General features: G+C 61.8%; 16 protein-coding genes. 12 read left to right on the top strand and 4 right to left on the bottom strand.

The genetic code is table 11. From position 1 onward, the window contains the following. Position 1 precedes the first annotated feature (1 nt). The 12 genes from algK to HCF10_RS01525 all read left to right on the top strand — a co-directional run bounded on the left by algK (position 2) and on the right by HCF10_RS01525 (position 14,151). Positions 2–1,393, top strand: coding sequence for an alginate biosynthesis TPR repeat lipoprotein AlgK (gene algK / locus HCF10_RS01580; protein ID WP_167654757.1), 1,392 nt, complete (start codon positions 2–4; stop codon positions 1,391–1,393). Next, positions 1,390–2,877, top strand: coding sequence for an alginate export family protein (locus tag HCF10_RS01575; protein WP_131698353.1), 1,488 nt, complete (start codon positions 1,390–1,392; stop codon positions 2,875–2,877). Before algK ends, HCF10_RS01575 begins: the two co-directional genes overlap by 4 nt. Then, on the top strand, positions 2,877–4,445 hold the full coding sequence (gene algG, locus HCF10_RS01570; protein ID WP_167654756.1) for a mannuronan 5-epimerase AlgG: 1,569 nt from the start codon (positions 2,877–2,879) through the stop codon (positions 4,443–4,445). The genes HCF10_RS01575 and algG overlap by 1 nt, the downstream gene beginning before the upstream one ends. 11 nt (positions 4,446–4,456) lie before the next feature. Next, positions 4,457–5,905: an alginate O-acetyltransferase gene (locus tag HCF10_RS01565; protein ID WP_131698534.1), complete on the top strand. Its 1,449-nt coding sequence runs from the start codon at positions 4,457–4,459 to the stop codon at positions 5,903–5,905. A gap of 8 nt (positions 5,906–5,913) precedes the next feature. Next, positions 5,914–7,023 (top strand): mannuronate-specific alginate lyase, encoded by a 1,110-nt coding sequence (locus HCF10_RS01560; RefSeq protein ID WP_090409225.1) that lies wholly within the window; start codon positions 5,914–5,916, stop codon positions 7,021–7,023. A gap of 218 nt (positions 7,024–7,241) precedes the next feature. Then, the gene (locus HCF10_RS01555) at positions 7,242–8,774 is read left to right on the top strand and encodes an MBOAT family O-acyltransferase (RefSeq protein WP_053131362.1); all 1,533 of its coding nucleotides are present in this window, start codon (positions 7,242–7,244) and stop codon (positions 8,772–8,774) included. A gap of 11 nt (positions 8,775–8,785) precedes the next feature. Next, complete coding sequence (locus HCF10_RS01550; protein WP_167654755.1) at positions 8,786–9,970, top strand: alginate O-acetyltransferase; 1,185 nt, start codon at positions 8,786–8,788, stop codon at positions 9,968–9,970. A gap of 16 nt (positions 9,971–9,986) precedes the next feature. Beyond that, positions 9,987–10,643, top strand: coding sequence for an alginate O-acetyltransferase AlgF (locus HCF10_RS01545; RefSeq protein ID WP_131698357.1), 657 nt, complete (start codon positions 9,987–9,989; stop codon positions 10,641–10,643). A gap of 149 nt (positions 10,644–10,792) precedes the next feature. Then, on the top strand, positions 10,793–12,244 hold the full coding sequence (locus tag HCF10_RS01540; protein ID WP_027604735.1) for a mannose-1-phosphate guanylyltransferase/mannose-6-phosphate isomerase: 1,452 nt from the start codon (positions 10,793–10,795) through the stop codon (positions 12,242–12,244). A 213-nt stretch (positions 12,245–12,457) separates the two neighbouring features. Next, positions 12,458–12,922, top strand: a complete 465-nt coding sequence (locus HCF10_RS01535) for a multidrug transporter (RefSeq protein WP_167654754.1) — start codon at positions 12,458–12,460, stop codon at positions 12,920–12,922. A gap of 14 nt (positions 12,923–12,936) precedes the next feature. Continuing rightward, positions 12,937–13,749, top strand: coding sequence for an SDR family oxidoreductase (locus HCF10_RS01530; RefSeq protein WP_167654753.1), 813 nt, complete (start codon positions 12,937–12,939; stop codon positions 13,747–13,749). Beyond that, the gene (locus HCF10_RS01525) at positions 13,750–14,151 is read left to right on the top strand and encodes a nuclear transport factor 2 family protein (RefSeq protein ID WP_145335283.1); all 402 of its coding nucleotides are present in this window, start codon (positions 13,750–13,752) and stop codon (positions 14,149–14,151) included. Between the two features lie 102 nt (positions 14,152–14,253). Here HCF10_RS01525 and HCF10_RS01520 read toward each other — a convergent pair whose 3' ends face one another. Genes HCF10_RS01520 through HCF10_RS01505 form a run of 4 tightly spaced genes read right to left on the bottom strand, consistent with a single transcriptional unit; the run spans position 14,254 to position 19,038 of the window. Beyond that, positions 14,254–15,114: an efflux RND transporter periplasmic adaptor subunit gene (locus tag HCF10_RS01520; RefSeq protein WP_167654752.1), complete on the bottom strand. Its 861-nt coding sequence runs from the start codon at positions 15,112–15,114 to the stop codon at positions 14,254–14,256. 10 nt (positions 15,115–15,124) lie between these two features. Further along, entirely contained in the window at positions 15,125–15,325 is a 201-nt protein-coding gene (locus tag HCF10_RS01515; protein WP_027604741.1) for a DUF1656 domain-containing protein, read from the bottom strand. Continuing rightward, entirely contained in the window at positions 15,315–17,492 is a 2,178-nt protein-coding gene (locus HCF10_RS01510) for an FUSC family protein (RefSeq protein WP_131698366.1), read from the bottom strand. The genes HCF10_RS01515 and HCF10_RS01510 overlap by 11 nt, the downstream gene beginning before the upstream one ends. 10 nt (positions 17,493–17,502) lie before the next feature. After that, the gene (locus tag HCF10_RS01505; protein ID WP_145335287.1) at positions 17,503–19,038 is read right to left on the bottom strand and encodes an efflux transporter outer membrane subunit; all 1,536 of its coding nucleotides are present in this window, start codon (positions 19,036–19,038) and stop codon (positions 17,503–17,505) included. Between the last annotated feature and the right edge of the window lie 52 nt (positions 19,039–19,090).

Raw genomic sequence — 19,090 nt, 5'->3', positions numbered from 1 at the left:
CATGAGCGCCCTTCGAACCCTGCCCGTGCCCCTGGCGCTGGCCATTGCCCTCGCCGGTTGCGCCGGCCTGCCCGACCAACGCCTGGCCAATGAAGCGCTCAAGCGTGGCGACACCGTCACCGCGCAGCAGAATTACCAGCAACTGGCAGAGCTGGGTTACAGCGAGGCCCAGGTGGGCCTGGCCGATATCCAGGTAGGCACCCGCGATCCGGCGCAAATCAAACAGGCCGAGGCCACTTACCGTGCCGCGGCGGATACCTCGCCGCGTGCCCAGGCGCGTCTCGGTCGCCTGCTGGTGGCCAAGCCAGGCTCCACCGAAGCCGAACACCATGAAGCCGAAGGCCTGCTGAAAAAAGCCTTTGCCAATGGCGAAGGCAACACGTTGATCCCGCTGGCGATGCTGTACCTGCAATACCCGCACAGCTTCCCCAACGTGAATGCCCAGCAGCAGATCAGCAAGTGGCAGGCGGCCGGTTACCCGGAAGCCGGCCTGGCCCAGGTGCTGCTGTATCGCACCCAGGACACCTACGACCAGCATCTGGATGACGTTGAGCGCATCTGTAAGGCCGCGTTGAACACCACCGATATCTGCTACGTCGAGCTGGCCACGGTCTACCAGAAAAAAGCCGAGACGGAAAAACAGGCCGAACTGCTCAAGCAGATGGAAGCCGGCTACAGCCGCGGCACCGTCACCGCCCAACGCGTCGACAGCGTAGCCCGCGTACTGGGCGACGCCACGCTGGGCAAGACCGACGAGAAAACCGCCCAGGCCCTGCTGGAAAAAATCGCCCCCGGCTACCCGGCTTCCTGGGTCAGCCTGGCGCAACTGCTCTACGACTTCCCCGAACTGGGCGACGTCGACCAGATGATGAAGTACCTGGACAACGGCCGCGCCGCCGACCAGCCGCGCGCCGAGCTGTTGCTGGGCAAGCTCTACTACGAAGGCAAGTGGGTGCCGGCGGACGCCAAGGCGGCTGAAGCGCACTTCCAGAAAGCCGTGGGCCGCGAAGTGGCTGCCGACTACTACCTCGGCCAGATCTACCGCCGTGGTTACCTGGGCCAGGTCTATTCACAAAAAGCCCTGGACCACCTGCTGACCGCTGCGCGCAACGGCCAGAACAGCGCCGACTTCGCCATCGCCCAATTGTTTTCCCAAGGCAAAGGCACCAAGCCCGACCCATTGAATGCCTATGTCTTCAGCCAATTGGCTAAAGCCCAGGACACGCCAGAGGCCAATGACCTGGCCACGCAGCTCGAAGCCCCGCTCACGCCGGAACAACGCGCCCAAGGCCAACGCCTGGTGCAACAGGAACTGGCCGCGCGCGGCACCCTGGCCCAGAGCACGCTGCAACTGCACGCCCTGGAAGAAGAAGACGGCGAGGAATCCCTATGAAGCTCAATCCATTCGTGCAGGCCGGCATCGGCCTGACTTTCGCCCTGCTGTGGTCGTGCCCGACCCTGGCCGCGCTGACCGAAGCCAAGAACTTCGGCCTGGAAGTCAAAGCCACCGCGCAGTCAGAAGATGACCGCGACCTCGGCACCCAGAAAGGCGGCGACGTCAACGGTGTCGGCCTCGACCTGCGCCCGTGGATCTACGGCGAAAGCGGCGCGTGGAGTGCCTACGCCATGGGCCAGGCGGTCGTGTCGAGCGACATCATCGAGACCGACACCCTGCAACAGTCGGCGGATGACGAAAACCAGCAAACCACCAACAACGACCGCAAGGCCAAGAAAAACTACCTGGCCATGCGCGAGTTCTGGGTCGGCTACAGCGGCTTCACGCCCTACCCCGGCGAGATCCTCAAGCTCGGTCGCCAACGCCTGCGCAACGACGACGGCCAATGGCGCGACACCAACATCGAAGCGCTGAACTGGACCTTCGACACCACCCTGCTCAAGGCCAACGTCGGCGTCGCCGAACGTTTCAGCGAATACCGCACCGACCTCAAGGAACTGTCGCCCAAGGACAAGGACCGTCAGCACCTCTACGCCGACGCGTCCTACCAGTGGACGCCAGGCCAGTGGATCGGCCTGCGTGGCCATCACACCCATGACAATGGCAAGCTCGACTACCCGGAACCGGGCGTGGCCACCGACTCCCTGGACAAGCGCGAGAACGGCGACCTGACCTGGCTCGGCATCGAAGCCAACAGCGACGCCTACAACTGGCGCAACACCAACACCGTCAACTACTGGGCCAGCATCACCGGCATGAAAGGCGACCGCGACTCGGTCAATGCCTTGAACGCCGACGGCACCCGTCCTACAGAGGCCAAGCGCAGCGATGACGTCAGTGGCTGGGCTACCGATCTGGGTATTCGCCTGCGTCTGGACCCGCAATGGCAAGTGGGTGCGGCCTATGCCCGCGCCAGTGCCGAGTACGAGCAGAACGGCCTGCAAAGCAACCGTTCGAACTTCACCGGCACCCAGTCCCGCCTGCACCGTTTCGGCGAAGCGTTCCGTGGCGAGATGAACAACATGCAGTCCATGAGCCTGTTCGGTTCCTGGCAGCTGCGTGAGGACTATGACGCCAGCCTCGTGTACCACAAGTTCTGGCGTGTCGACGGCAACAAGCCGGTGGGCAGCAACGGCATCGACGCGGTGCAGAACAACACCGATGACGTGACCGGCGCGATTCTGTCCAGCACTTCCCTGCCGCTTGAAGACGGCAAGAAAGACCTGGGCCAGGAAATGGACTTGGTCGTCACCAAGTACTTCAAGACCGGCCTGCTGCCGGCCGCGCTCAGCCAGTCGATCGACGAGCCGTCGGCCCTGGTGCGTTTCCGTGCAGGTGTGTTCAAACCGGGTGACGCCTACGGCAGCCAGGTCGACTCGTACATGCATCGCGCGTTTGTCGACGTGATCTGGAAATTCTGATGGGAGCCTGTGCAATGAATGCTCAAAGCCTACTCGTCGCGGCAATGCTGGTGGCCAGTGCCACAGCGTTTGCCGATACGGCGGCCAAGGCGCCGACCATCGCCAAGGAACTGCAACAGGCCAAGACCTACACCATTTCCAGCCCGCCGACCGCGCCGCTGGAAATGGCCAAGCCTGCCCTGCCGGACCTGTCGGGCTATACCGCCGCAGCGATGGAAAAGAAGATCGTACGCACCAAGCCCGGCAAGATCAGCATCCGCCGCATGATGCAGGAAGACGCCCTCAAGGACTTTATCGGCGGCGACAACAAGATGGCCGAATGGGTGGTGCGCCAGCACGGCATTCCCCAGGCGATCTTTGTCGACGACGGTTACATGAACCTCAAGGACCTGCTGGGCAAAGTGCCAAAGCAGTACTTCAGCGAAACCTCGCCGGGCGTGTTCCTGGCCAAGTTGCCGATCGTGGTCGGCCGCAAGGGCATCCTGGACATCGATAAACACACCCAGGAGCTGCGCCTGTCCCAGCAGGCCGGTTCGTTCCTGATCAACGACGGCCAGCTGTTTGTGCGTGACACCAAGATCACCGGCTGGGACGAAAAGGCCAATGGCCCGGCGCTGTTCAAGTCGCCCAAGGAATTCCGCCCGTTCCTGCTGTCCTGGGGCGGCACCGAGACCTACATCTCCAAGACCAAGATGGCCAGCTTCGGCTATGCCAACAGTAAGTCGTACGGGGTGAGTATTTCCCAGTACACGCCGAACATGGCCAAGGTGCTCAAGCGCCCTGAGCCGACCGGCTGGATCATCGATTCCGAGTTCTCGGACATGTGGTACGGCTTCTACTGCTACGAGACCACGGGCTTCGTGATCAAGGGCAATACCTACAAAGACAATATCGTCTACGGCATTGACCCTCATGACCGTTCCCACGGCCTGATCATCGCGGACAACACCGTCTACGGCACCAAGAAGAAGCACGGCATCATCATTTCCCGGGAAGTGAACGACAGCTTCATCTTCAACAACCGCAGCTACGACAACAAGCTCTCGGGCCTGGTGATCGACCGTAACAGCGTCAACAACCTGATTGCCGACAACGAGATCTACCGCAACCACACCGACGGCATCACCCTCTATGAGAGCGGCGACAACCTGTTGTGGGGCAACAAGGTGATCAGCAACCGTCGCCACGGCATCCGCGTGCGTAACAGCGTGAACATCAAGCTGTACGAAAACACCGCCATGGCCAACGGCCTGACCGGCGTGTACGGCCACATCAAGGATTTGACCGATACCGACCGCGACATCGCCCTCGACCCCTTCGACGCCAAGGTCTCGCTGATCGTGGTCGGCGGTGAGTTGGCGGGTAACGGCAGCGGGCCGCTGTCCATCGACTCGCCATTGAGTATCGAGCTGTACCGCGTGTCGATGCTGGCGCCGACCAAATCCAGCGGCATCAGCTTCTCCGGCGTGCTGGGCGATCGTCAGGAAGAAATTCTCGACCTGCTGGTGCGCCAGCAGAAAGCCGTGCTGATCGACCCTGTCGAACGCCAGACCGAAATGCAGGACTGAGGATGACCCTTATGCACCCACACATGATCAAACTGCTGAGCCTCTCGGGTCTGACCCTCGGCCTGCTCGCGGCCAGCCAGGGCGTGCGCGCCGACGAAATCAAGGCGCCGACTTTCACTGCCGAACCGTGCTGCAGCCTGTGCCCGGCCGCCCACGACGCGAAGAACTACACCACGCGCTACCAGCAGAACTTCACCACCCTGGTGCAAGCCCAGGGCGACTGGCTGTTCCGTACCCAGGAAGACCTGCGCACCGAATTCGACACCAGCCCTTCCGGCTACAAGCGCATGCAGCAGTTACACGATGCGTTCAAGGCCAAGGGCGTGGAACTGGTGGTGGTCTACCAGCCGACCCGTGGCCTGGTGAACCGCAACAAGCTCAACCCTGCGGAAAAAGCCTCGTTCGATTTCGACAAGGCCCTGGGCAACTACAAGACCATGCTCGGCCGTTTCGCCAAGATGGGCTATGTGGTGCCGGACCTGTCGCCGTTGACCAACGAGCAACTGCCGGACGAACTGCCGGCCCACGACTTCTACTTCCGCGGCGACCAGCACTGGACCCCATACGGCGCCCAGCGCACGGCGAAAATCGTCGCGGCCAAGGTTAAGCAGATGCCTGAATATGCCGAGATTCCCAAGCGCGAATTCGAGACCAAGCGCTCCGGGCGCATGGGCAAGACCGGCACCCTGCACAACATGGCCGGGCAACTGTGCGGCACCAGCTACGCGATCCAGTACATGGACCAGTTCACCACCGAGCCGAAAGGCGAAGCCGGTGATGGCGACCTGTTCGGCGATTCGGGCAACCCGCAGATCACCCTGGTGGGCACCAGCCACAGCGGCAAGAACTACAACTTCGCCGGGTTCCTGGAAGAAGAAATTGGCGCCGATATCCTCAACGTCGCCTTCCCCGGCGGTGGCCTGGAAGGTTCGATGATCCAGTACCTGGGCAGCGACGATTTCCAGAAGAGCCCGCCGAAAATCCTTATCTGGGAGTTCTCGCCGCTGTATCGCCTGGACCAGGAGACCATCTACCGCCAGATGATGTCGCTGCTCGACAACGGCTGCGAAGGCAAGACCGCGCAGATGAGCGCGAGCACTACCTTGAAACCCGGCAAGAACGAATTGATGGTTAACAGTTCGAACAAAGACCTGCGTAACGCCAATCACCAGGTTGATATCCGCTTCGCCGACCCGTCGGTGAAAACCTTGCAAGCCACCCTCTGGTACATGAACGGGCGCCACGAGGACATCAAGATCGAGAAACCCGAAACATCCGATACAGACGGGCGTTTCGCCTTTGAACTGCGCACCGATGAAGACTGGGCCTCGCAGAACTTGCTGGCGGTCGAAGTACAGGGCCCCGAAGCGGGCGCTGCCGCGCAGAAGGTCGAAGCGAAAATTTGCACACGCAACGTATTCCCAAGCGGCGGTCAGAAGACTGCCTCACTCGGGCAATGAGGTTACTTATGCAGAAGTTATTGATTCCATCGTTGCTGGGCCTGGCGATCTTCGCCGGTGCAGCCAACGCCGCCGCGCCACTGCGTCCGCCCCAGGGCTACTTCGCACCGATTGAAGCGTTCAAGACCGGCGACTTCAAGAATGACTGCGATGCCATGCCGGCGCCGTACACCGGCTCGCTGCAATTTCGCAGCAAGTACGAAGGCTCCGACAAGGCCCGTTCCACGCTGAATGTTCAGTCGGAAAAAGCCTTTCGCGACAGCACCGCCGACATCACCAAGCTGGAAAAAGACACCAGCAAGCGCGTGATGCAGTTCATGCGCGACGGTCGTCCGGAACAATTGGAATGCACGCTCAACTGGCTGACCAGTTGGGCCAAGGCCGATGCGTTGATGTCCAAGGACTTCAACCACACCGGCAAGTCCATGCGCAAATGGGCCCTGGGCAGCATGGCGTCGGCCTATGTACGCCTGAAGTTCTCCGACTCGCACCCGTTGGCCAATCACCAGCAGGAATCGCAACTGATCGAAGCCTGGTTCAACAAACTGGCCGATCAGGTGGTGAGCGACTGGGACAACCTGCCGCTGGAAAAAACCAACAACCACTCCTACTGGGCCGCCTGGTCGGTGATGGCAACCTCCATCGCCACCAACCGTCGCGACCTGTTTGATTGGGCCGTGAAGGAATACAAGGTCGGCGTGAACCAGGTCGACGACCAAGGCTTCTTGCCGAACGAGTTGAAACGTCAGCAACGTGCCCTGTCGTACCACAACTACGCCCTGCCGCCGCTGTCGATGATCGCCAGTTTTGCCCTGGTCAACGGTGTTGACCTGCGCCAGGAAAACAACAGCGCGCTCAAGCGCCTGGGCGACAAAGTGCTGGCCGGGGTCAAGGACCCGGAGATCTTCGAACAGAAGAACGGCAAAGAGCAGGATATGAAGGACCTCAAGGAGGACATGAAGTATGCCTGGCTCGAACCGTTCTGCACCCTCTACACCTGCGCGCCGGATGTGATCGAGCGCAAGCACGGGATGCAACCGTTCAAGACCTTCCGCCTCGGGGGTGACCTGACCAAGGTCTACGACCCGGCGCATGAAAAAGGCAACAAAGGTTCCTGAGCGAACTCGGTAAAAAATGTGGGAGGGGGCTTGCCCCCGATAGCAGGGGGTCATTCAACACAGATGGCGACTGTTACACCGCCATCGGGAGCAAGCCCCCTCCCACATTTTTGAGCCGGTTTCGTCAGTAGGAATGTTGTACCGCCCTCCCCGTTTTTTCGTGGGGGGTTTGGGGGGGCTCTGGCCCTTGACTGTTGGTTAAACATGGAGAGATCGGGATGGTTTTCTCGTCCAATGTGTTCCTGTTTCTGTTCTTGCCGATCTTTCTCGGCTTGTACTACTTGAGCGGGCAACGCTATCGCAACCTGCTGCTGCTGTTGGCCAGCTACGTGTTCTACGCCTGGTGGCGAGTGGACTTCCTGGCGCTGTTTGCGGCCGTCACGCTGTGGAACTACTGGATCGGCCTCAAGGTCGGTGCCGCCGGCGTGCGCACTAAGCCGGCCCAGCGCTGGCTGCTGCTCGGCGTGGTGGTCGACCTGTGCATCCTCGGCTACTTCAAGTACGCCAACTTCGGCGTCGACAGCATCAACGTGATGATGAAGTCGGCGGGCCTGGAGCCGTTTATCCTCACCCACGTGCTGCTGCCGATCGGGATCTCGTTCTACATCTTCGAGTCCATCAGCTACATCATCGACGTGTACCGTGGCGATACCCCGGCCACCCGCAACCTCATCGACTTCGCGGCGTTCGTGGCGATCTTCCCGCACTTGATTGCCGGCCCGGTGTTGCGTTTCCGCGACCTGGCCGACCAGTTCAATAACCGCACCCACACCCTCGACAAGTTCTCCGAGGGCTGCACGCGGTTCATGCAAGGTTTCATCAAGAAGGTCTTCATCGCCGACACCCTGGCGGTGGTGGCCGACCACTGCTTCGCCCTGCAAAACCCCACCACCGGCGATGCCTGGCTGGGGGCGCTGGCCTACACCGCGCAGTTGTACTTCGACTTCTCCGGCTACAGCGACATGGCGATCGGCCTGGGCTTGATGATGGGTTTCCGCTTCATGGAAAACTTCAAGCAGCCGTATATAAGCCAGTCGATCACCGAGTTCTGGCGCCGCTGGCACATCAGCTTGTCCACCTGGCTGCGTGACTACCTGTACATCACCCTGGGCGGCAACCGTAAAGGCACGCTGACCACCTACCGCAACCTGTTCCTGACCATGCTGCTCGGTGGCCTGTGGCACGGTGCGAACATCACCTACATCGTGTGGGGTGCCTGGCACGGCATGTGGCTGGCGATTGAAAAAGCCATCGGCCTCAACACCGCACCACGCAGTTTCAACGTCCTCCGCTGGGCTTTCACTTTCCTGCTGGTGGTGATGGGCTGGGTGATCTTCCGCTCCGAAAACCTGCACGTCGCCGGCCGTATGTACGGTGCGATGTTCAGCTTTGGCGAGTGGTCGCTGTCGGAACTCAACCGCGCCAACCTCACCGGCCTGCAAGTCGCGACCCTGGTGGTGGCGTACGCAACATTGGCGTTCTTCGGCCTGCGCGACTTCTACACCAACCGCCCTGCCGAGAAAACCAAGCCGGCCGACCCGAGCCTGATCAAGGCCGTGCCGGGCGACAACCCAGGCAGCATCCACGAGCCAGGTTTCACCGTAGGTCGTGACGCTGCCGTGCAACCGGCCTACTGGACCGCTGACTGGCCACGCTACGCCATGCGCGCTGCGGTGCTGCTGCTGTTCGTGGCGTCGATTCTCAAACTGTCGGCGCAGAGTTTCTCGCCGTTCCTTTACTTCCAATTCTGAGGGAGCCGACCATGACCCGTTCATTACGCGTCCTCTATATCGGCCTGTTCCTGGTGGTGCTGCTGGCCCTGGGTGCCTGGTCGCTGCGCAGCTTCCTGGGCTTCAGCACCAACGCCGACGCGACCGTGCTCAACGGTCGCTGGACCAAGGCCGTCGAGACCCATTACGACGAGGAGTTCCCGATCAAGCGATTGGGCACCAACCTCTGGGCCGCGCTGGACTACAAGCTGTTCAATGAAGGTCGCCCTGGCGTGGTGCTGGGCCGCGATCACTGGCTGTACAGCGACGAGGAGTTCAACCCCGCCGTCAACGAAGACCAGAACCTTGAAGGCAACTACGCGCTGGTCGAAGGCGTACGCCAGAAGCTCAAGGCCCAGGGCATCCAGTTGGTGATGGCGATCGTGCCGGCCAAGGTGCGCCTGTACCCGGAACACTTGGGTGAAGTGAAACCGGCGAGCATCCACGCCAACCTATACCAGGACTTCCACGCCCGTGTCGCCGCCGACAAGATCATCGCCCCGGACCTGCTTGGCCCGCTGCAACAGGCCAAGCTGGGCGGCAAGCAGGTGTTCCTGCGCACCGACACCCACTGGACCCCGGATGGCGCGGAAATCGCCGCCAAGCAGTTGGCTAAAACCATCGCCGACAAGACCCCGCTCCACGGCGAGCCGCAGCGTTTTGTCACCGAGGCCGAGAAGACCGAGCCGCATAAAGGCGACCTGCGTCTGTTCCTGCCCCTGGACCCGCTGTTCGAAAACCTGATGCCGCCGAAGGAGCCGCTGCAAAAACGCGTCACGCACCTAGCCGAAACCAAAGGCGACGACGCGCTGTTCAGCGACAGCGAAACCCCGGTGGCACTGGTGGGCACCAGCTACAGCGCCAACCCCAACTGGAACTTCGTCGGCGCCCTCAAGCAAGCCCTGGGCAGCGACGTGGTCAGCTACGCCGAAGACGGCCACGGCCCGATCCTGCCGATGCTCAGCTACCTGAAAAGTGACGACTTCAAGAACAGCCCGCCACAGGTGCTGATCTGGGAGTTTCCTGAACGTTATCTGCCCGTGAACAACGAAATCGGTGATGCCGACCCATCGTGGGTTGCGCAACTTAAACAAGCCGGTTCGCGCCAACAAAACATGGCAATCAACACCCCAGCTAAAAACCCAAAATCCGAGACGCCCGACCGGGCGCAAAACTGAAAGAGAGGTAACTCACATGACTTTCACTACTACTCCGCGTCGTCTCGCCAAGACCCTGGCACTGGTTGCCGGCATGAGCGTTGTATCGATGTCTGCCTTCGCCGGTGGTGACGCCGCCCTGTACGGCCCTGTCGCGCCGAAAGGCTCAAGCTTCGTACGCGTCTATAACGCCTCCAATCAGGAAGTCAGCGCGACAGTTGGCAGCACCAACCTCAACGAAGTGGCCCCACTGGCCAGCAGCGACTTCAGCTTCATGCCCGGCGGCGACTACAGCGCCAAGATCGGCAGCCAGACCGTGCCGGTCAAACTCGCCGCCGATCACTACTACACCCTGGTCAACAACAGCAGCGGCCAGCCACAACTGATCGAAGAACCGCCGTTCAAGAACAAGCAGAAATCCCTGGTGCGCGTGCAGAACCTGAGCGACAAGGCCCTGACCTTGAAGACCGCCGACGGCAAGACCGACGTGGTCAAGTCGGTGGCCGCCAAAGGCCGTGGCGAACGTGAAATCAACCCGGTGAAGGTGAGCCTGGCGTTGTATGACGGTGACAAGAAAGTCGGCGATGTGAAGCCGGTTGCGTTGGAACGTGGTGAAGCGGCGGTGCTGTATGTCACCGGCTCTGGTTCGAGTTTGTCGCCAGTTTGGGTCAAGCGCCCGGTGTCGACCCGCTGATTAGCTTTTGAAATTGACGCTCCCCCTTGTGGGAGCGGGCTTGCTCGCGAATACGGTGGTTCAGTAACAGATGTACTGACTGAATCACCGCCATCGGGAGCAAGCCCCCTCCCACAGGCTCTGACCCAAATTGATTCAAGGAGAAACACATGATCCCAGTAATCCTTTCCGGTGGTAGCGGCTCACGTCTTTGGCCGCTTTCCCGTAAACAGTTCCCAAAACAATTCCTGGCCCTGACCGGCGAGCACACGCTGTTCCAGCAAACCCTGGAACGCCTGGTGTTCGAAGGCATGGACTCCCCGATCGTGGTCTGCAACAAGGACCACCGCTTTATCGTCAACGAGCAACTGGCCAACCGTAAGCTGGAGTGCCAGCGCATCCTGATGGAGCCCTTCGGCCGCAACACCGCGCCGGCCGTGGCCCTCACCGCGATGATGCTGGTCAACGAAGGCCGTGATGAACTGATGTTGGTGCTGCCGGCCGACCACGTGATCGACGACCAAAAAGCCCTGCAACGTGCCCTGGCCCTGGCCACCGTGGCCGCCGAGCGTGGCGAGATGGTGCTGTTCGGCGTGCCGGCGACCCGTCCGGAAACCGGCTACGGCTACATCAAGTCCACCAACGATTCGCTGCTGCCCGAAGGCGTGAGCCGCGTGCAGCAGTTCGTGGAAAAACCCGATGAAAAACGCGCCGTCGAGTTCGTCAAAAGCGGCGGTTACTTCTGGAACAGCGGCATGTTCCTGTTCCGCGCCAGCCGCTTCCTGGAAGAGCTGAAAAAGCACGACCCGGACATCTACGACACCTGCGTGCTGACCCTGGAACGCAGCCAGCAAGACGCCGACACAGTGACCTTCGACGAAGCCACCTTCGCCTGCTGCCCGGACAACTCCATCGACTACGCCGTGATGGAAAAAACCCAGCGCGCCTGCGTAGTACCGTTGAGCGCCGGTTGGAGCGACGTGGGTTGCTGGGCTTCGCTGTGGGCGGTCAACGATAAAGACGCCAACGGCAACGTCACCAAGGGCGACGTGGTGATCCAGGACAGCAAGAACTGCATGATCCACGGCAACGGCAAACTGGTGTCAGTGATCGGCCTGGAAAACATCGTCGTGGTGGAAACCAAGGACGCGATGATGATTGCCCACAAGGACAAGGTCCAGGGCGTCAAGCAGATGGTCAACACCCTCAACGAACAGGGCCGCAGCGAAACCCAGAACCACTGCGAAGTCTATCGTCCGTGGGGCTCCTACGACTCGGTGGACATGGGCGGCCGCTTCCAGGTCAAGCACATCTCGGTCAAGCCGGGCGCGTGCCTGTCGCTGCAGATGCACCACCACCGCGCCGAACACTGGATCGTGGTCAGCGGCACCGCCGAAGTCACCTGTGACGAGAACGTGTTCCTGCTCTGCGAGAACCAGTCCACCTACATCCCGATCGCTTCGGTGCACCGCCTGCGCAACCCGGGCAAGATCCCGTTGGAGATCATCGAAGTGCAATCGGGCAGCTACCTGGGCGAAGACGATATCGAGCGGTTTGAAGATATCTATGGTCGCTCGACCCCGGTTGAACGTGGCGTGTCGGTGAAAACTATCGCGCAGTAAAACAGTCGTAAAAAGAAGCCCTCGCCCAGCCCATTGCGTCCCCTATCCGCAGTGGGTTGGGTGGGGGCTTTTTGTTTGGGATTTGCGCTGGCTGGGCGGGCCTCATCGGGGGCAAGCCCCCGATGAGGCCGGCACACCCACTACAGCACTCAAGGTAGCCAATCCCACCTACGCTTAAGTTAGGATGCTCGTTCCCTATTCGAGGTGGTCTCCATGTTCTTCGGCGTTCTCCTGATCATCACCTGGCTGATCCTCCTGCTGCGCTACCCGGCCAAGGCCCTTCCGGTTTCCCTGGCTGCCTTGGCAGGCCTGGGTTGCGTGGCCGTCTGGGTGGTCTGGCTGGACAGCCGCGAAGCCTCGCAACTGGCGCGCCTTGAACTGCGCATCAACTACGCCCCGCAGGAATGCCCGGCTGACCGCCCGCTCAAGCTGACCCTGAACAACGGCAACGACGTGCCGCTGACTGAACTGCGCTGGCGCGTCGCCGCCTATGCGCCGGGCGACACGGTCAACCTGGCCGACAACGTCTACGCCGCTCCACGCTATCGCGGCCCCGGCGAGTTGCAGGCCGGCGCCACCTGGGACGATTGTTTGCCCACACCGCCCCTGCGCCCCGGCTACCGCCCGCAAACCCTGGAATTTCGTGCCGAGCACCTGCAAGGCAGTTTCTCGGACTGACAAAGGACTGATCCATGCCCAACGTACTCATCACCGGTTGCTCCAGCGGTATTGGCCGCGCCCTGGCGGATGCCTTCAAATCCGCCGGTTTCAACGTGTGGGCCAGCGCCCGCCGCCCGGAAGACGTCACCGCCCTCGCCGCTGCGGGTTTCAATGCCGTCGAACTCGACGTCAATGACAGTGCGGCGTTACAGCGCCTGGCCGAACAGCTGGGCGAGCTGGATGTACTGATCAACAACGCCGGCTACGGCGCCATGGGCCCGCTGCTCGATGGCGGCACCGAAGCGATGCAGCGCCAGTTCGAGACCAATGTATTTTCCATCGTCGGCGTGACCCAGGCGCTGTTCCCGGCCCTGCGCCGCAGCAAAGGCCTGGTGGTGAATATCGGCAGCGTTTCCGGCGTATTGGTCACCCCGTTTGCCGGCGCCTACTGCGCCTCCAAGGCGGCGGTGCATGCGTTGAGTGATGCATTGCGCATGGAGCTGGCACCCTTTGGTATCCGAGTGATGGAAGTGCAGCCCGGCGCCATCGATACAAGCTTTGCAAAAAACGCCGGCGCCCAGGCCGAGCTGTTGATCAACGAAAAATCGCCGTGGTGGCCATTGCGCGAGGGCATTCGCGCACGCAGCCAGGCCTCTCAGGACAAGCCCACCCCGGCCAGCGTGTTTGCAGCGGATGTGCTCAAGGCGGTGCAACAACCACAGCCGCCGCGCCTGTTGCGTTCGGGTAATGGCAGCCGGGCGTTGCCGCTGATGGCGGCGTTGTTGCCCAAGGGATTATTGGAAGCCGTGTTGAAAAAACGCTTTGGTTTGAATGGGAGTTTGTAAATGATCGACTACAGCGATTTTTTTGAAGAAGTGATCCAGACCCACGTCGAGATCGAACAATGGTTTGCCGGGGTTGCGCCAGAAGGCACCCTGCAAAGCCTGCTTGCGCGCTTCTCCCCCGACTTCAGCATGATCGCCCCCGCCACCGGTACACGCGTCAATGCAGCCGGGGTCAACGCGCTGTTCACTCGCCTGGGTGGTATGCGCCCCGGGTTGAAAATCACCTTGAGTGAAATGACCGGGATTGACCGGCATGCGCGCGGGGCCACGGTGACTTATCGCGAGCATCAGGTCGATGCCAGCGGCACCCGGACGGATCGCCGGGCGACCGTGGTGTTTGAGAAACAGGCCAGTGGTGCGCTGTTATGGCGGCATTTGCATGAAACATTTATCAAGGCCTGACTCGGTCAAATGTGGGAGGGGGCTTGCTCCCGATTGCGGTGATTCAGTCAACGTATCAAGTGACTGATACTCAGCAATCGGGAGCAAGCCCCCTCCCACATTTCAGTTCGGCGTTTGGTTAACGATCACCGTGCAGGTAATCCCCGCTGCCAACAACACCCCCTCCGGCACTTCATCAATGTGAATCCGCACCGGCACCCGCTGGGCCAGGCGCACCCAGTTGAAGGTCGGGTTCACATCGGCGATCAGCTCACGACTCTCCGGGTTGTCGCGGTCGTAGATGCCGCGCGAGATGCTTTCTACGTGCCCCTTCAACGTCTCGCCGCTCATCAGCTGCATGTCGGCTTTGTCACCCACCTTCACATGGGGCAATTTGGTTTCTTCGAAGAAGCCATAGACCCAGAACGAGTTCATATCGACCACGGCCATCTTGGCTTCGCCGATGCGTGCGTAGTCGCCGCGATGCACGTTGAGGTTAGTGACGTAGCCGTCCACCGCCGCCACGACCTGGGTGCGTTTCAAGTTGAGTTCGGCCGCTTCGAGTTGCGCCAGCGCGTGCTGGTAATCCGCCAGGGCCGAGTCGGCGATGTTGCTGGCGTCGTCGCGGTTTTCCTTGGAGATCACCAGGGCATCGAGGTCGGCGCGGCGGTGGGCGTTGACCTTGCGCATTTCCCAGGTGGCTTTGCGCGAGGCGACCAGGGATTGCGCCTGTTTGACGGCAATGCGGTAGTGCTCGGGGTCGATCTGCATCAGCAGGTCGCCCTTTTTCACCAACTGGTTATCGCGCACCGGCACGTCGACCACTTCGCCGGTGACGTCGGCGGCCACGTTGATGATGTCGGCGCGCACCCGGCCGTCGCGGGTCCACGGCGTTTGCATGTAGTGCACCCACAACGTGCGGCCAATCCAGATCGCCAAAGCCAGTACCAGCAAGGTCGCGAGCAGGCTGAAAAACTTTTTCATCGGGGCATTCTCAACGGTAGACGGTCAGCGCCAGGGCGCCGAACAGGCAAACGAACAGGCTCAGGCGCAGCAACGCCGGGTGCCAGAAAAAACGGTACAGGTCGAACCCGGCCAGGAAGCGGTCCAGGGCCCAGGCCAGCGCGGCCGCGATCAGGAACATGAGGGTCATGGTCGGCATATAGATGCCGTGGAATGCGATTTCACGAGGCATTCGGGGTTCCTTTGAGGGCCGCCAGCGGTGATTGCGGGTCCAGCAACGAGGTGCGGATAAAGTGCAGGTAGCTTTTCACCCGGCGCAGGGCCGAAGTGTCGAAGTGTGGGGCGAAGGGTTCGTCGGTGGCCTGCACGCGGCTGATCGCGTGGTCGACGGCGATCAGGCCACGCTCCAGGTTGCTGGCGCTGGGTTGCAGGAACAGTCGCACCAACGAGCGGCCCATCACCCGAATCGCCTGGCGCCAGGGCTGGGATTCGGCATAGGCCGGATGCACCGGCAGGATCGCCTGTTCCTTGCGCAGCTCGATGATCGCGTGACCGACTTCCAGCACCACGAACATCCAGCGCAGCAAGTCGCGTTGCACTTGCGGCTGGCCGACAGCGAGGCCGTAGGCCTGGTGCAGCAGGTCTCGGGTGCGGCTTTCGAAACTCGACGCCAACCCCTTGAGCTTGCCGCTGATGGCATACACCACCTGTTCGCGCAGGTCCTGCTCCAGGCGGCGCCACAGCCAGCGGCTGTTGGGCGGCAGGATGATCGCCCCCGCCGCCGCGCACACCAGCATGCCAATGATCATGGCGATGTAGTCGTTGATAAAGGTGTAGGGGTTGTAGACCGTGAGGTTGTCCGGCACCGAGCCGGTGCTGAAGAAAATCAGCAAGCCCACGCCAACGCCGGCGTATTGCGGGCGTGAGGCGAGGAACGCACCGAGGATGATCACCGGCGCAAGCATCACGCACAGCAGCGGGAAGCCGTCGATCCACGGGAACACGAAGAACATGTCGACAAAGCCCACCAACGCGCCGATCAAGGTGCCGCAGGCCATCTGGAACGCCATGCGCTTGGGGTTGGGTGTGGCGGCGGACAAGCCGACGGTTGCGGCGGCGATCAAGGTCATGGTGGCGCCGCTGGGCCAGGCCGTGGCCACCCAATAGCTGCCCAGCACAATCAGGATGAACGACGCGCGAATCCCCGAGGCGGCGCAGGCCAGCCAGTTGGTTTTCGGGCTGAAGGTTTCGTCCCATTGCTCCCGTGCATGGCTGTGATCGGCCAGGGAGGCATGGGTTTGCGCGTAGTTGTGCAGGTCATTGACGAAGCGGTAGAGCAGCTCATAAGCGGTGTGAAAATCCAGCTGCTCGGCTTCACTCGGGTTGCCCTCCTGGAAGGTCGCACGCAGGCTGCGCACTTTGGCGGGCAGGCTGTCCTTGTAAGCGCTGAGTTGGTTGACCAGGCGTGCGGCATCGGGGCTGGTGAGGGCGCGACCGGAGAAGCCGTCGAGCACTTCGGCCAGGTCCTGCAGGCCCGGTTTGATCGCCGCCACCACATGATCCGCGGAGTCCGTGCGCAGGCGTTCGAGCAACTGGTGCAAGGCATTGAAGCGCGTGGTGATGCTCATGAACTCGCTGTTGAGGCGACTGAGCCGACCGTTGCGCCGGCGCATGTGCGGGTCTTCGAACACCGTGAGGCTGCGCAGCCCTTCCAGGCCCACGGCCTCGGCGATAAAGCGCACGTTGCTGGCCTCGAACCCTTCACGCTGGCTGCGCCCACGCAGGCCGTCGGTGACAAACAACGCGAACACACCAAAGCGCTGATAGAGCGCATTGCGCATCGCGGCGCTGGAGGTCTGCGGCAGGATCGCCGCGCTGACCAGGGTGGAACACAGGATCCCCAGGGAGATTTCCAGCACCCGCCATACCGCCGCCATAAAGGCGCCATCCGGATGGGCCAGGGCCGGCAGGCCGACCATCGCTGCCGTATACCCCGCGAGCACGAAGCCGTAGGCGCGAAAGTTACGGTTGCGTGTCGCGCCAGCGGTGCAAATGCCGACCCAGATTGCCAGCGCCCCCAGGAACAACTCGGTGTTCTGCGCAAACAACGCGATCAACAACACCATCACCGCCGACCCCGCCAGGGTGCCGAGGAAACGATAGAAGCTCTTGGCGAACACCTGGCCGCTCTGGGGTTGCATCACGATAAATACGGTGATCATCGCGGTGCGCGGTTGCGGCAGTTCCAGGCGCATCGCCAGCCACAGCGTGAGGAACGCGGCGATCAGCACCTTGAAGATGTACACCCAGGTCACGCCGTCGCTGCGTGCCCAGTCAAAAAAACCACGGCGCCACTCAAGGGAATGCAGCCAGCGCAGCGGTGCAGGCAAGGGAGTCATTAAATCCTACTCAGTGGTCAAACACGGCAAGCGCCGCCGGGGTCTTGCTCGGGAGGGTCTTGGCGTCTTGCGGTACGTCTTTGCCGGCGTCGAGGCCGCCACCCAGTGCGGTCACCAGTTCGGCATGGGCGCCAAGCCGCGCGGCCTGTACCTGTTGCTCGATCTGTTGTTGGCGAAACAGCAGGGTCTGGGCATTGAGCACATTGAGGTAATCGGTCAGGCCGCGCTGGTAGGCGATCATCGCGATGTCGTAGGTCTTTTGCGCCGAGGCCACCGACTGCGCGGCAAACGAAGCTTGCTTGTCCATGGACTCGCGGCGGATCAACTGGTCGCTGATGCCCTTGAGCGCATTGACCAGGGTCTGGTTGTAGTGCGCCACGGCGATGTCATAGCCGGCGCTGGCTTCACCCAGTTCTGCACGCAGGCGGCCGCCGTCGAAGATCGGCAAGCTGATCGCCGGGCCGACGGTGTAGTTGAATTTCTTGCCGGCGAGAAACGCCAGCATGCCGCCGCCGGTGGCCATGTAGCCGAGGCTGCCGACCAGGTCAACGTTAGGGTAGAAACCGGCGTGGGCGACATCGATGCCACGGGCTTGCGCCGCGACCTGCCAACGGCTGGCAACCACATCCGGGCGTTGGCCGAGCAATTGCGCGGGCAGGCTCGAGGGCAGTTTCAGCGGTGCGGCAAGGGACAGCGTCGGACGTTGCAACGTCGCGCCCTCCCCCGGCCCCTTGCCGGCCAACGCCGCCAACTGGTTACGGCTCAGGGCGATTTCTTCGTCCAGGGCATCCAATTGACGATGGGTTTCCGGCAGCGGTGTTTCGGCCTGGCTCACGTCGAAATGGGTGCCGATGCCGGCGTCCAGGCGTTTGTTGGCGAGGTCGAGGATCTGCTGTTGCTGGGCCAGGGTCGCCGCGACGATATCGCGGTTGGCGTAATGCAACGACAGCTGGATATAGGCGCGCACTACGTTGTTCTGCAGTTCGAGTTGGGCCTGGCGGGCTTCGGCCGCGCTCATGTGGGCCAGGTCGACGGCACGCTCGGTGGCGTTGCTTTCGCGGCCCCACAGGTCGAGGGCGTAGCTCAAACCCAGGGACGCATTGTTGTCCCAGGTGTTGGCACCGCTCAATTCACCCGGGCCGTAAAACTGATCCTTGGGCCAATTGTGGCGTTTGAGGGTGGTATCACCGTTGATCTGCAGCGACTCGGCCGACTCGGCAACCCCAGCCATGGCGCGCGCCTCCCGCACCCGCGCGGCGGCCATGGCCATGCTCGGGCTGCTTTGGGTAGCGAGTTCGACCCAGCGATTGAGCTGGGGATCGCCGTAGGCCTGCCACCATTGCGCGGTGGGCCAATGGGCGTCCTGGGCGGCGCTGCGGATCGCTTCGTCGGTGGCCAGGGTAGTCGCGTTGAGGGTCTGGCCTTGGGGGGCGATTCCTCCGGTTCCGATGCAGCCGCTGATTGATAACGATAAAGCGCAAACACTGAGAGCCTTCAGCGCTCGGTTAATGAGAGTCTTCAGCTCTCTGCTGATGCGACGCGGCACGGCGAAGGAATTCCTGAGGTGGTGTTGCGGGGGGAGGTGGCGCAATTCTAGG

This window comes from Pseudomonas sp. B14(2022) (genome assembly GCF_012030485.1).
In the GTDB taxonomy this organism is placed as follows: domain Bacteria; phylum Pseudomonadota; class Gammaproteobacteria; order Pseudomonadales; family Pseudomonadaceae; genus Aquipseudomonas.
Note: the sequence above shows the minus strand (reverse complement) of the source record. Positions and strands in the feature narration are given on the sequence as shown.

Bases quoted from the DNA above. Each gene is read 5' to 3' on its own strand.
- HCF10_RS01575 (WP_131698353.1), top strand. From the start codon at position 1,390: ATGAAGCTCAATCCATTCGTGCAGGCCGGCATCGGCCTGACTTTCGCC.
- HCF10_RS01525 (WP_145335283.1), top strand. From the start codon at position 13,750: ATGATCGACTACAGCGATTTTTTTGAAGAAGTGATCCAGACCCACGTC.
- algG (WP_167654756.1), top strand. From the start codon at position 2,877: ATGGGAGCCTGTGCAATGAATGCTCAAAGCCTACTCGTCGCGGCAATG.
- HCF10_RS01545 (WP_131698357.1), top strand. From the start codon at position 9,987: ATGACTTTCACTACTACTCCGCGTCGTCTCGCCAAGACCCTGGCACTG.
- HCF10_RS01510 (WP_131698366.1), bottom strand. From the start codon at position 17,492: ATGACTCCCTTGCCTGCACCGCTGCGCTGGCTGCATTCCCTTGAGTGG.
- HCF10_RS01540 (WP_027604735.1), top strand. From the start codon at position 10,793: ATGATCCCAGTAATCCTTTCCGGTGGTAGCGGCTCACGTCTTTGGCCG.
- HCF10_RS01565 (WP_131698534.1), top strand. From the start codon at position 4,457: ATGCACCCACACATGATCAAACTGCTGAGCCTCTCGGGTCTGACCCTC.
- HCF10_RS01530 (WP_167654753.1), top strand. From the start codon at position 12,937: ATGCCCAACGTACTCATCACCGGTTGCTCCAGCGGTATTGGCCGCGCC.
- HCF10_RS01555 (WP_053131362.1), top strand. From the start codon at position 7,242: ATGGTTTTCTCGTCCAATGTGTTCCTGTTTCTGTTCTTGCCGATCTTT.
- HCF10_RS01550 (WP_167654755.1), top strand. From the start codon at position 8,786: ATGACCCGTTCATTACGCGTCCTCTATATCGGCCTGTTCCTGGTGGTG.
- HCF10_RS01515 (WP_027604741.1), bottom strand. From the start codon at position 15,325: ATGCCTCGTGAAATCGCATTCCACGGCATCTATATGCCGACCATGACC.
- HCF10_RS01560 (WP_090409225.1), top strand. From the start codon at position 5,914: ATGCAGAAGTTATTGATTCCATCGTTGCTGGGCCTGGCGATCTTCGCC.
- HCF10_RS01535 (WP_167654754.1), top strand. From the start codon at position 12,458: ATGTTCTTCGGCGTTCTCCTGATCATCACCTGGCTGATCCTCCTGCTG.
- HCF10_RS01520 (WP_167654752.1), bottom strand. From the start codon at position 15,114: ATGAAAAAGTTTTTCAGCCTGCTCGCGACCTTGCTGGTACTGGCTTTG.
- algK (WP_167654757.1), top strand. From the start codon at position 2: ATGAGCGCCCTTCGAACCCTGCCCGTGCCCCTGGCGCTGGCCATTGCC.